Origin of the sequence: Pseudoalteromonas sp. CNAT2-18.1 (assembly GCF_022347865.1) — a bacterium.
Classification (GTDB): domain Bacteria; phylum Pseudomonadota; class Gammaproteobacteria; order Enterobacterales; family Alteromonadaceae; genus Pseudoalteromonas; species Pseudoalteromonas ruthenica.
On the sequence record NZ_JAKRFR010000003.1, the window covers coordinates 489,178 to 502,399 of the forward strand.

A 13,222-nucleotide genomic window follows, 5' to 3' on the forward strand; every position below is an offset into this window, starting at 1 on the left:
TCTATATCTCTACTTTTTGATATGGAAGATTCTGTTTTTGGGTTCGACCAGTGGACTTAATATGATTTTGGAAACAACCAAATACCAGCCCTGTTAACGTCCAAAAGAAATAGGCATCTTTGTGTCCATCTAATGGCGAGCTGGCTAAAGAATAAATTGAACCGCCAATAGCCATCGCTAGATAACCAAATAGAACTGTTCTATCACTGCTGGAGAACTGGCTCAAATGCTGGTGTGCACGAACGACAAATCTGACAGCACAAAACACTAAAGAGGTGAGCAACGTTAAATAAAGTAATAACCCCACCACCCCATAATTGTATAAGTAGTAACCGTAACCATTTTCAATGACTATTGGCTGGATGGGATATCCTAAAAGCAAATTTTGCTCAAGCGTGTGTGATATGAAAGCCAATTGGTTTAGCCTCGCCTGAGTAGATGCATCACTTCCTTGACCTGTGATTCCATTGATGAAGCGATAAATATTACCAAACTCTTCGAGGTTATAAATTACGTAAGTCACCAAGACCGCGAAAAGTATAGTCAAAAAGAACACTACACCATTTACTTTGTTTCTGATGCCGTACTTGTAAGCAAATGGGACTGCTACCAGAAAATTAATCGCGTATGCGAGATACGACGCTTTCGATTGGCCAGCTAATACCACGAGAGAGGTTAAGCAAAGCAAAAGGTACGCTTTAAAGCCACCTACTCCATTAAATATAGATGCCAGGATAATGAAAAAGATTGGTAATATACAAAACCCTAGCGAGTAGGACCAAATAAATGGGCCGCCAATAGTTAGCCCCACGTTCCCTTGAGTCGTTCTGTTGGTGATACCTATACTAAGAATAAGATCAGGTACTACAAACTGCGCGACAATAAAAACAAATACCAATAACAACACATAGAGTAACGCTTTTCGCAGCTCTGCTAAGCGAAGTGCATAACGCTTAGCTATATTGAAGGTAAATAGGAACACCATAAAATAAGCCATGTAGCGAAAGTGTGATGCTGCTATTTGCACATTGATAAAACCTAGCTTACTAACGACAGTGAGGTAGAAAATAAAAAATAAGCTAAATAAAAAAGCACAGAAGTAGGGAAACTCTATTTTCCGATACCCGAGAATAAAGAAACCTAGTAAAAATGGGTAAAGAACATACAGTATTTTTTGCCCTGCACCCAAAGACATCCCACCTAAAAAGGTCGGAAAAAAAGCGATCAGCGAGAAAATAAAAGCAATAAAGAATACATTCTGCTTTTTCATTTTCTCAACCACGTTTCAAGTCCTTAAAGAATAAAACCAAAAAAGCTAGATAGTATTTCACTACCCGCTTAATTACGTGTGACTCTTTAAAAAAACGATAAAGCCAACGTAAATTGTACTTATTAATCCAGTCTGGATAGTACTTCAGGTCTTTTGCTGAAGCGGTCTGCGATACAAACGCGCCACAAGTAAAGTAAACGGCTTGGTGTTGTTGATGAAGTGAAACAGCCACGCGCTCCTGTTTTATGTTTCCAAGTCCAAGCAAAACAATATCAGCCTGCGAGTTGGTTACAGCATGTATAATTTCTTCGTCGTCCTTGAAACCATCTACTTGTCCGGCCCACTGAACATGAGGGTAATGAGCCGTCATCTTCCTTCTAAAAACTTCCGGTTCACCGGGCTTGCCCCCAGCGACAAAAACACTCAACCCTTTTTTTTGCGCATGCTCAAAAACCAGCGGCGCCAGAGAGGTCATATCGAAAGACTGTCGGCGGAACTTAAAATCTGTTGGCAGAAAAGCATTGAGAATGGACACTAGATAGAACCCATCTGAGCTATATTTACAGTCTTTTATGGTTTCTAGTTGCTCACGCAGATAGAAATAGTTAAAAGGGTTTAAATAAATATACGCCCCAGATTCAAGCTTATCATTGGCGATAAGCTCAGGTATATCTACATAATTTTTCTTAAGAAAATCAATAATACTCACAGCTTGGCATCTTTAAATAGTTTAATGTACTTATTGGCTGCATTATTAACGCTAAACTCCCATCCTCTCGCTTGCAAAGCCTGCTTGTCCCTACTTTGTTGCAACTCAGAGATGATGCCATCAGCGAAAGCTTGCGGGTCTTGCATAGGAACCAATGTCCCTAATGAGCCATCAAGGAGAATTTCCCGTGGTCCAGCAACACACTCCGTTGAGACAACCGGTTTGCCAATAGCTAAAGACTCGATCATGGCGTTGGGAAGCCCCTCCCACAATGAGGACATAACAAATAAGTCAGCCCTGCTAATGTATTTATAAGGATTATCAGTAAAGCCGACCAAATCCACGTTGTCATCGATACCTAGACGCTGAATTTGCGAACTCACCTGTTCTCTCAACTCACCATCACCTAAGATCAGCAATTTGAACGACCGCTCTGGATGCTTGGCTGTCAGCAACGCAAAGGCATCAAGCATAGTACCGTAGTCCTTTTGCACATTTAAGCGTCCAGCGGCAACTAACACTATGTTACCAGAGTCGAAAAAAGGGTGCTCTACGGGTTCTTGAGACAGTGTTAGTAAATTCTCTGAAACAACGGGATTATAAATAGTATGAGCTAGTTCGTCTAAACTTGAACTTAACTGAGCCACCGTCGCCCGCACATCATCAGACACACATAAAACCTTATCGGCTTTAGGGTAAAACTTTCTAATCCCTATCTCGCGAATTTTATTTCTTAGCCAGCTATAGGCGATAAGCTTCACAGGAACAGCTTGAATAACATACCAACGACAGGCTTTAGGTAGGGATGCTTTATGCTTGAGGGCTTGAATAAACTGTTGCCCCATACAGCATACCACTATATCTGGGCGCAATGCGGTTAACATTTCACCCAAAGCTTTAGTATGTTGACTTCCCGTAACACCATTTAGCGTATGATAAGAGACCTGTGTAGGGACCATGGCTTTATTTTCACCGCCAGGTTGGTTCACAATCAGGTGCACATTTAGTTCATCATTATGGTCGTTATCTTTGATACCCTGTAAGAGTCGCATTGTACGTCGTTGAACGCCACCGCCAAACAAGTCATCAAGATAGAATACTACGTTCATTATTTCGTTCCTAAAATCATATCGCGCAATTGAGCTACTGCGGCATTGGAGCTGAAGCATGTCTGCGCTTTCGCACTGATTGTCGCTCTCGTAACATTGTGGTCACGGCGAAAATTAAATACTGCGTCTGCAAGCTCACTTGGCGCGTTTATCAACTGCCCTGTTTCGCCAGGCAAGACAGCTTCTTTCGCACCATATCGGTTATAACCAATCGACCAACAACCACAGCTACTAGCTTCCATAAACACCAAGCCAAGTGATTCTTGTAGGTTTGAGAGTAAAACAAATACGTCCGCCTGATTAAATGCATCAGCTAACTGAGTTTGACTAAGCCGGCCAAGGAATTGTACCTGTGACTTTAACCCCAAAGCTCGCACCTGCTCTTTAAGTTCTTGGAGATACGGGCCATCACCAGCAATATGCCATTGAAACTGCTCACCTTGCTGTTTTAGTTTTGCAAGCTCATGAGCAACTTCGCTAAAACCTTTTTCTTTAACTACTCGGCTGGCGGTAATAAAAGTAAAAGGGCGAGTGTTGTCTTTAGCTGATTGCAGAGCAAAGCAGTTTGTATCAATGCCATTGCGGACAACCTGAATGTTATTGGCGAGCGCCGCTTTGTCATTCTCGTCTGTAATGCAGTCCAAGAGCTTGTGTTGCATATAATCAGACACAGCAACAACCTTTTTGGCGCTCACACACATTCGTATAAATGCGCGATGGTAACGACTATCATTGAGTAAAAACTCAGGTTCAGAGCCATGGAGATAGATAATGCAGCGCTTACAGCATCGGCCCTTAAACAGAGTGAGCCAGACTTTCTTGTAATACAAATCATTTAAAATGATCACATCAGAGCAAAGCGCATAAATTGCATAGAAAAAACCAATAACGCGGGCAATGAAAGGGCTAAAGCTTACGGCTGCTGCGCTTTTTTTTATGTTCACTTCCTGAGCCTGAAGACCTGTGTACACTGTGTGCGCAACAACACCGGCTCCTCCCAGCATAGGAGGTTGCTCATGACTCAACATAAACACCTGGGCTGACTTACTCACTCTCAGCCCCAAGCAACTTAGTTACTTCACGTAATTGCAGCTTTAAGTCAGCTGCATTTTGCTGTGTGTACAGGCCAAGAAAGTTTTCTATTTTTTTAGAAATAATCCAAGGTTCAATAGCCGCCCCTTCTATTTTCCCCAAAATAAGCGAGTGCATTCGTGCGGAATAGACCGTTTTCGCACGAGACAATTCGATGCGATAGTCAGCCAAAGGCAATACCCCATCAATTAAACGTATATTATCTTTTAGCGTACTATTGTTCAGTAGTTGACATAAATCACGGTTGCATTGCGCATCACTCAACGTAGTTGATGCTAAAACGATAGTCATACCTGGTTGGTACATCGATAAGACTTGGTTGTACCACGTATCCAAATAGTCTTTGTAATTTGCTATCTTTGGCGTATCAACCTCATGGCAATAGCGCGTGTAAACAGCGAAGTCAGTCATCCCAACTAGGATATTTTTTCGCTCATTATCACTGGCCAATGGCTGCAACCCAAAAGCTAAATCGGGGCAAAAGCTCGCTTCGACATCAAAGTGTTGCTTTAACTTAGTAACCGACTGGTACTCGCGCACGTAAATCTTTTCTGCGCACTGTAACGCTTGCTTTATAAGCCATGCCTCACTTGCGTAGAAGTGTTCGCCGCAACCTACCCCTAATAAATATAAAGGGATTTTTCTCTTGCGCGCATACCTTGCCCAAGCATACAAAGCAGGTGGGAATGAGGCACCTGAGAGAATCAATTGACCACCGCCAATAATAATTCCGTCATAATCCTTGCTACAGGCCTGTTTTATCCTGCCTTTATGCTTTAATAACCACATAAGCAGGTAGAAAGGCTTAAAGCTAAACAGCAACTTACGCAGCTTCTGCGATAATGACAGAGATGTCGTCGTGGTATTTACTGGCGCCTCATGCACATGCGTCGTAGAAAAAGGCTCGCTATTAAACTGACAATCAGACTCAGTTAATAACTCTTTTAACCCTTCATTTATCGCGTGGTCACCAATATTATCGGACCCATTTTCGTTAACGAGTAAAAACTTTTTCAACTTATAACCTCTATTACGTGCGCTTTGCTTTATTGAGCATTTCTAACGTCTGTACGCCAGCTTTTAACCTAAACACCATAGCTAGCACTACATAAATAGCGACAGCCGCACAACCCAATACAATGAGCTCTAACAACGCATTCAAAGACAAATAATATTGCGCTGCCCACACACTCACCCCGGTGATCGTGGCAGTGATTAAGTTGGGTAGGAAATCAGACAATTGCTCCAACAGCGGATAATTCACCAAACGATTAGCAAACAGGACACTGGGAAAATAAACCACATACTGGCTAGCAAGTTGACCAAACAGAATAGCAATTACACCATGCTCATAAGTCACATATAAAGCCACCAAGCCAAGTACAACCTTGCTCAGTTCCAAATATAAAAACCAGTCACTACGACCTTTCACCTTCATAATGTTAACGTTGATTGAAATCAACGGAATCATCATGCTAGTAATACACATTATTTGTAGATAGGGTACCGCAGGCAGCCATTTAGCGGGGAGTAACACCTCGAATACTAGACTTGCTAAAGCACATAGAGTCACTAACACAGGGAACACAATAAAAGTCATGATCGACATGATCCGTTGATAGCCTCTTTTCAACCGCTCATTATCACCTTGGATCGAGGAAAGTGCTGGGAAGGTAACGGTCTGAATCGACGTAATAAGCTGTGATATCAGCAACTCTCTAACCCTATCGGCAAAGAAGTATAACCCTGCCACGGCGGCACTAAGCACTTTCGCAACGACCATAATAGTGAAGTTCTTATAAAAAGTGTCTAGTAAACTTGAGAGTAGAATTTTATAACCGTAGTTATAAATTTCCTGTAGGGATTGCCAAGAAAAATCAGCGCTTGGACGCCACTCACTTTGCCACCATAAAAATGCAGCAATCAAAATTGCACTCAGTAACATTTGTGCAATCAACGCCCATACGCCAAACCCTAGATAAGCAAGAGCGACCGCACTTGCTCCAGAGATCACTAGCGCTGGAAAATTGGCTTTCAAAATACGGTTAAACTGCATATTCCGAGACAACATAGCCATCTGGACAACATGCAACGAATTGAAGATTAAAAGTAGCGAACTGACTCTAATCATCAACACCAGTTCAGGCCGTTCATAAAAATCCGCAACCCATGGCGCGCACAGGTACAGCACCACGACCACCACCAACGCAAAGCACAAGTTGGCAAAGAAGGCCGTGTTTGTGTCTGCTTGGGTAAGGTGTTCTTTTCGAATGAGAGCCGAGCGAAACCCAGACTCCATAAGCGTCTGTCCGAGCGTCAGAAATAGCGCCATCATAGCCACTAGCCCATATTCATCTGGCGTAAGAAAGTAAGCCAGTACCAGTGTAACCAGTACTGAGATACCACGCCGGGCGAGCTGCTCAATAAAACTATATACCACGCTAAATAGCGTTTTCTTTTCTAACATCTAATCCGTATCACCGCTTATTCAAGGCAAAAAGTCCCATATCAGCTAGCCCTTAAAACAGTAAAAGCTGAGATTGACTCAGCTTCAACTAAAACAGCACCAAGGGGGACGCTACTTTTTCTCGGTTATTGACTCATGCTTGTTGCTCGCCCGCTTTGTCAAATACTTGGAAAGCGAACAGGTAACCAATGAATACTGTTAAAAACACACCAAATAACGCTAAATCACTAACAAAGTTAGACAATAAAAAGCCGCTGACCAAAAGTAATGAATAAAAGGTAACCAACAAGGCTAGCACTTGCTTATTCGAGAACCCGCAGTGCATTAGAATGTGATGGGCATGATCTCGCCCTGGCTTCATCGGTGACTTTTTATTTTTTAAACGACGAATAATAACAGCCACCATGTCCATTAGCGGAAAGCCAACTATATACAAAGCGAGTACCGGCTTAAACGAGGCGGTAACCCCTTCATTATGTGGCTGAGTCCCTAAAACCAAGAACCAAACGACAGCGAGACCGATAAACATGGAGCCAGCATCGCCCATGAATATTTTCTTTTTCTGGAATGGATAAATACCAAAGTTAGCCAGCAAGAAAGGCGCTATCGCCGCTATGACGCCAACACAGATATAAAAGTAAGTCACATCACCCGACTGATAAAAGCTGTAACTTAGCCCAGCAAAGGCTACGATAGCGCAGCTCCCCAGCAGGCCGTCTATACCGTCTACCATGTTAAAGGCATTAATCGCAGCGATAATCGCTACGAAAGTAATAGGGATACCAGCCAACCCTAGGTAAACCTCTCCTAAACCGAACAGATCCCCAAGGCTTGATATATACCGATCAACACCGAAAATAAGAATCGAAGAGATTAAGAATTGCCCAATCAGTCGCGAGCGCACTGACAAGTCATACTTATCATCAAGCACGCCAATAAACACCATCAGCGATGAGGCTATCAAAAATAAATTGATACTTTGGCTGTTGCTGACAAACATTGTCACCGACACACAAATAGCCAAAAAGATACTCATTCCGCCAACGAGAGGAACATGACCATCATGGCGTTTTCTCGTGCAAGGTCTATCAAGCAGACCTAAAGTCGCAGCCAAACGCTTAAATGTCATCAATGATAAAAATGACACAAGCGTGCTGCTTAGCAGCAAAGTACTAATCCCAACCATACTATTAATCCTTGAAGTACCGTACGAGCGAAATGACAACACCAATTAAGCCGCCTAAAATCGCAAGCAAGACCACAATGAGTGGCCGCTTCGGTTCATATTTTTTCTCTTCGACAACGGCGGGATCTATCACTTTAAATACATACTCAGCGCGAACGCTCGCCAACATTTTTGTTTGCTGCTGCTTTTCAATCAATTGATAGAACACTGTGCGCATATCCGCGATCTTAGTGTCCTCTAACGCTCCATTGAGATAATCGATACTGTTTTGGGCTTCAGTGATATCCTTGGTTCGCATCGTCTTATTTAAAGAATTCACAAGTTTTTCAACTAAATCTTTCGCAACCGAGGGAGAGTAATGTTTAACCAACACTCTCACCAACCCGGATATTTTATCTTGCTCTACCACCAAATTATTTTTAATAAAATGGTCATGTACTTCGAGTAAGCTTGGCTCAGGTGTAAGCGGTGCAGAGACCTCTCTTAACCATGTTTTTGAGTCAGGATCGTACATTTTCTCATTATAAATAAGTGTGTCGGTACCTCGGTCCCAACCTTTTGTCGCCATTAAAATGGCTTTTAAATTATTTTTTTCGACAAAATCACCAATAAAACTTTTGCTCTGTAACACTTCAAGAGCAATGGTCGTTTTATCGGTACCGCCACTGTCTAAATTCATGCCAGCGAGAGTTGCTAACCCACCGAACTGGCCAGCTAATGCACTCATTCCGCCACCGGTATTTTCTTCTGCCGGAGCCAAGAGCACATCACTCTTATAAATATTGGGCAAACTGATAGCGTAAACTACGGCGAGAACTGCGGCGATAAAAGTGGTAACAATAATGATCCATTTACCTCGCCAGATAGCCTTGAACAAACCATCTAAACCTGCGCTATCTGCAGATTGATGGTACTCCCCTGCTTCCTGAACGGTCATGTTAAAAAGATACTCCTTACCCAAGACCAAGTGTCGATATTCAAAACCGCGATATTGTACAGCATTACAGTAGTATTACTCCAGCTATAAACAGCGTTGTTGTTGACGGATGCAACAATTTACCGTCATTTCGCACTACTTTTGTATCAAAACTAAGATTAACTTTGGCTGTCTCATTTTTATTCACAGCACCATGGATGCTAATTATGACATAGCTTTTTGCTAATTTTTGTTATCTTGTTGTTATCAAAAGAAACTATTGTTTAAAACACAATGTAAATCAGTGTATTACTGTATATAGAGTATCAGAATGCCGACAACTGCACTTATCAGACATGAACAAGCATAGAAGGCGTTTGCTAAAGAGGAAAGGTTGTACCGAACAATAGATGCAATCGCAATAACGCCTGAAGCACGGCTTCAGGCGTTATTGCGGTGATTACTTAATAATAATAGGTGTGCTGTAGAGTTCAGAAATAGCTTCGCTAAATTCGTCAACTTCAGAGGAGCTCTTGACTACTTTCGTTGTGATCAGCATCACTAATTCTGTGCGTGATAGGCTATCCACCTTACTGCGAAATAAGTTACCGAAAACAGGTATATCACCTAGAACGGGTACGCCGTTTTCCTTATCGCTTTTACGTTCTTGAATAAGTCCACCTAAGGCAATAGTTTGCCCATCTGCTGAAAGCACTTCAGTACTGATCGAACGGTTGGTAATCGTCGGTGAAGACGTACCGCCTAATTCGTTCGGTTTACCATCACTTACAGACATCGAAACAGATAATGTAACGACTCCTTGAGAGTTGATAATAGGCGTTATGGAAACATTCACACCCGTCGAACGATACTGAACTGAGTTCGACACAGAGCTATTGTCTCCAATATTCTCAACTGTTTGCGTAATAATAGGTATTTGGTCACCAGAACTAATCGTTGCCGATTCACCGTCACGAACGATGAAGTAAGGGCGAGAGATCACCCTGGCATCGTCTTGAGAGTCTTTCCATTGCAAATTAGCTTGCCAGTTCCCAGAGATCACACTCCCCACTAGCGAGCCGGTGCTTGACGTTAAGTTCAGTGATGCGACTTCATCGCCCATCCCTGTATTTTTATAAAGCCAATCAATACCAGAGGACATTTCATCGGTCAAAGTGACTTCTAAAATAGTTACATCTAAAATCACCTGCCCTGGCAATACGTCCATTTTCTCTAGTAAATTCTCAACCAAACGGTACTCATCTTTAGTGGTGTAGAATATCAGCGCGTTTTGCTGTTTATCTAAGCTAAAGCGTAGCGATTGCTCCGCCGAGGTGCCATTGGTCGAGCGCCCTGAGGCGCTGTCACTTTGCTGCTCATTTGCTCGTGAACGAGGGGCACCTGTGGTGTTATTTTGTAGTAGGTGCTGCATTGACTCGAGCATATCCTCTGCTTTGGCATACTTTGGCTTATAAACAAAGTACTGGCGTTCGTCACCTGCCAATGGAGCATCGATTTTCTTAGCCCAATAAGCGATACGTTCAATGGTTTGCTCATTTGATGCATAAGCGACAAAGGAGTTAATACGCGCTAACGATACAAAAGACACATCACCATCACTGCTGCCAACCCGTAAACCATCTTGTTCAAGAAGTTCTTTAATCTGCTCAACGCCTTCTTCAGGGGCAATATGGGCAAATTCGAAGAGCCGTATTTCACGACCATAGGCTCTTGGCACATCAAGCATGTTGATAATTTTCAGAGCGCGTACCACTTCCGTGCGTTCACCCTCTAAAATAATCAGCTTTTGCAGTGAATTGACTGTCACTTTTGCAGTCGACAACTTGCTAAGAATATTACTTACATTACGGCTGCTACTAAATACGTAAGGAACAATATGGGTAATGGCACCGGCTACTTGTGGGATATCTTCTTCACTGTTACCAATACCAAGTGCAATGGCGTTTTTCTTATCGCTGCCTTTGGCGGGAGAGAAGTACAAGATGTTGTCTTTGCGATAACTAGAAATGCCGCTCTCCTGCAGTGTTTTTATCACCACATTGTAAAATTCTGGGCGTTCAAGTTTATCTGAGATATTCAGAGTAATGGTATCTTGGGAAGCCGCCAGTTCAGGCGCTAGAACATAATTAATTCCCAATAGCTCGCCGAAAGTCTTAGCAATAAACTCTTTCGCTATCATTTCATCCGTGCTGAATGAAATAGGTTCGCCACTAAGCTCTGGCGCCTCTTGAGCCGTTTCCTCGAGCTTGGTTATACCACCCCAATCATCGACACTTTCAGAGCGAAACAGTGCCTCTTCCTGGGTTTGTTGCTGTTCACTGCGAGTCTTTTCTTTGCTATCGCGCTCACCGTTAATTATCGACTTTTCAACACGTAACTTTTTTGAGCGAAGGTCTGGTCCTTGATGACTTGCACAACCATATAGCAGTGCTATCAACATAAGAAAACTAGCATTTCTGATGGGCTTAAACGCCATTATTTACTTCTCCACCTTCTTTTGAATTCTGCACACGAATAGAGGCTGACTTATACATTTTCACAACAAATGACTCTTGGTCATGTTCAAATAACACCTGTGTCGGTTTGATCTCGACAACGGTAAAATGCTCGAGCTGCTCACCTGCGCTGAGGTTAAACATAGTTTGCGTATCACCATCGGAGACCCTCACGCGAGCTTGTTGCTGCTCACCACTTTTATAGATGGCCACTAAGCTAACACGTAAGTCCTTAAACTCTGGTTCACTAGTTTGTTCTGCAACAATAGGCTCGTATTCAACCCCGAGCGTATTCGCTAATCGTTCCACATCGAGCTCTTCACTTTGCAGTAACTCTGGATTGAGCTCCAGCATCGATAGCTCTTTGTCGTTAGCTTGAGCGCCAAAATTTATCAGATATTGTGACGCCCACCAAACTAAGCCGATAATAACAGCGGCAAAAATTAATAAATTTCTCATGGCGTTTTGTACACTCTAATAAATTCGATATTGGCGGTCACTTTACCAAGTGTGGCTTTACGCTGAAAAAATGACACTTGGCGAACCCGATTACCCGCCTCGATATTTTCCAGTTCATCCAGCAAACTTAATACATGTGAGTAATCGCCATTGACATTAATGCGCCCTGTGTAGGCAGCAAAGTCGTCATTGATAGGTACACTGCGCGAGGGTGACTTATTATTCACTTTGACACCTGTTTTCTCTACCGCTGCATCCACTACTTTTAGCCATAATAACGCCGGGTCATCCTTCTCACCCACTTGTGGTAGGTTCCCGATCAGTTTTTCAAGCTGTTCTAGTTGCTGTTCTTTTTCTGCAACCTGAGATGCACTGGCAAGCGTTTGTTCTTGCTTAGCAACAAATTCGCTCGCTGATTGGCGCTGGCGGTGAACATCATCAAGCCAATCTAGCCAAGGAAACACGGCAAACTCCAAAGCCAGTAGCACCGCTATAGCTGCAATACCCCACTTTTTAATCGCGCTGTTTGAATCGCTCATAACCAATACACCTCAATCGTGAACGACTCTACGCCAGAGTTCTGCTTTACCACTGGGCGTGAAAACTTAGCCTCTTTCACTTGTTCCGAGGCGATGACTTGCTGCAACAAATTTGTCGCTGAGCTTTTCGTGCTACCTGACACTTGAACTCCATTGGTGCTAACTACAACGCGTTCCAAGATTACATCCTCACCTTCAAGATTGAGGTGGCTAAGTTTAGCCAGTACGTTAGGGCTCTTCTTAAGAAACTCGCCAAGCTCAGAATAAGAGGTCACCTTACGCTCAAAGTCATTTCGCTTGCTAAGTACTTCATCGATTTTCACCTGATTGGCTGCTTGCTGCTGCTCAAGCGATTGTAACGACCATTGTAGATACCCCGTTACCGACGCCAGCGTTAATGCGATAGCCGCAGCGCAACCGATAATCAAAGACTTTGTTGATAAGCGTTGAGTTGCTTTGCCTTTCTCTCCCGCAGCATCATATGTCAAACCAATCACGTCATGCAGTTTATATTCGCTAAAAGCCGCTGCAATTTGTTCTTGTGTATCACTGTGGGTCAAATCCAGCAAGGCAGTCGCGCCCTGCTCACTCGGGTAGTGTGGAATCAAAAACTTAACGTCTTGTGGGATCAATTCGAGCGTTTGTGTCGGCACCACAAAGTAATCAATAGTGAACTCTTTACTTGTCCACTGACTGAATCGCCATAAAAAAGCACCTTCCATGGGTGGCAAGGTCGCTTTTTCTGCTTTTAGAATATTGACCAGTTCATTAACAGCAGAACGCGGGTAGTTTTTTGATGTCGCCCAAAATAAATCTCTACTGAGTGCGCACGCCTGACCGATGCACAGCAGTGGCTTGTTAGTATTACTTTCAACAAGATTACGGTCTGCATCTAAGATATACCGATTATCGATAAAAGTACGGGCAGACCATAGCTGCTTCAAAGACGACTTCATACC

Annotated in this window: 12 protein-coding genes; all 12 read right to left on the reverse strand. The window is 43.0% G+C overall.

Annotated features, from left to right (window positions below; genetic code table 11):
* Position 1 precedes the first annotated feature (1 nt).
* The 12 genes from MHM94_RS09055 to MHM94_RS09110 all read right to left on the reverse strand — a co-directional run bounded on the left by MHM94_RS09055 (position 2) and on the right by MHM94_RS09110 (position 13,219).
* Entirely contained in the window at positions 2-1,282 is a 1,281-nt protein-coding gene (locus MHM94_RS09055) for a hypothetical protein (protein WP_138548569.1), read from the reverse strand.
* Positions 1,275-1,979 carry a WecB/TagA/CpsF family glycosyltransferase gene (locus MHM94_RS09060; RefSeq protein WP_138548570.1) on the reverse strand — a complete coding sequence of 235 codons (705 nt, stop codon included), beginning with the start codon at positions 1,977-1,979 and terminating at the stop codon, positions 1,275-1,277. The genes MHM94_RS09055 and MHM94_RS09060 overlap by 8 nt, the downstream gene beginning before the upstream one ends.
* Entirely contained in the window at positions 1,976-3,088 is a 1,113-nt protein-coding gene (locus MHM94_RS09065; RefSeq protein ID WP_171041841.1) for a glycosyltransferase, read from the reverse strand. The genes MHM94_RS09060 and MHM94_RS09065 overlap by 4 nt, the downstream gene beginning before the upstream one ends.
* Complete coding sequence (locus MHM94_RS18515) at positions 3,088-4,140, reverse strand: glycosyltransferase family 4 protein (protein WP_235419231.1); 1,053 nt, start codon at positions 4,138-4,140, stop codon at positions 3,088-3,090. Before MHM94_RS18515 ends, MHM94_RS09065 begins: the two co-directional genes overlap by 1 nt.
* Positions 4,133-5,197, reverse strand: coding sequence for a polysaccharide pyruvyl transferase family protein (locus MHM94_RS09075; RefSeq protein WP_235419230.1), 1,065 nt, complete (start codon positions 5,195-5,197; stop codon positions 4,133-4,135). The genes MHM94_RS18515 and MHM94_RS09075 overlap by 8 nt, the downstream gene beginning before the upstream one ends.
* Before the next feature lie 13 nt (positions 5,198-5,210).
* The gene (locus MHM94_RS09080) at positions 5,211-6,647 is read right to left on the reverse strand and encodes a lipopolysaccharide biosynthesis protein (RefSeq protein WP_235419229.1); all 1,437 of its coding nucleotides are present in this window, start codon (positions 6,645-6,647) and stop codon (positions 5,211-5,213) included.
* A 133-nt stretch (positions 6,648-6,780) separates the two neighbouring features.
* On the reverse strand, positions 6,781-7,833 hold the full coding sequence (wecA, locus tag MHM94_RS09085; RefSeq protein ID WP_138548575.1) for a UDP-N-acetylglucosamine--undecaprenyl-phosphate N-acetylglucosaminephosphotransferase: 1,053 nt from the start codon (positions 7,831-7,833) through the stop codon (positions 6,781-6,783).
* Positions 7,834-7,837: 4 nt separating this feature from the next.
* Positions 7,838-8,770 carry a Wzz/FepE/Etk N-terminal domain-containing protein gene (locus tag MHM94_RS09090; RefSeq protein WP_138548576.1) on the reverse strand — a complete coding sequence of 311 codons (933 nt, stop codon included), beginning with the start codon at positions 8,768-8,770 and terminating at the stop codon, positions 7,838-7,840.
* Between the two features lie 439 nt (positions 8,771-9,209).
* Positions 9,210-11,246, reverse strand: coding sequence for a secretin N-terminal domain-containing protein (locus MHM94_RS09095; protein ID WP_235419228.1), 2,037 nt, complete (start codon positions 11,244-11,246; stop codon positions 9,210-9,212).
* On the reverse strand, positions 11,236-11,724 hold the full coding sequence (locus tag MHM94_RS09100) for a hypothetical protein (RefSeq protein WP_138548578.1): 489 nt from the start codon (positions 11,722-11,724) through the stop codon (positions 11,236-11,238). The genes MHM94_RS09095 and MHM94_RS09100 overlap by 11 nt, the downstream gene beginning before the upstream one ends.
* On the reverse strand, positions 11,721-12,263 hold the full coding sequence (locus MHM94_RS09105) for a hypothetical protein (RefSeq protein WP_235419227.1): 543 nt from the start codon (positions 12,261-12,263) through the stop codon (positions 11,721-11,723). Before MHM94_RS09105 ends, MHM94_RS09100 begins: the two co-directional genes overlap by 4 nt.
* Complete coding sequence (locus MHM94_RS09110; protein ID WP_138548580.1) at positions 12,260-13,219, reverse strand: hypothetical protein; 960 nt, start codon at positions 13,217-13,219, stop codon at positions 12,260-12,262. The genes MHM94_RS09105 and MHM94_RS09110 overlap by 4 nt, the downstream gene beginning before the upstream one ends.
* Between the last annotated feature and the right edge of the window lie 3 nt (positions 13,220-13,222).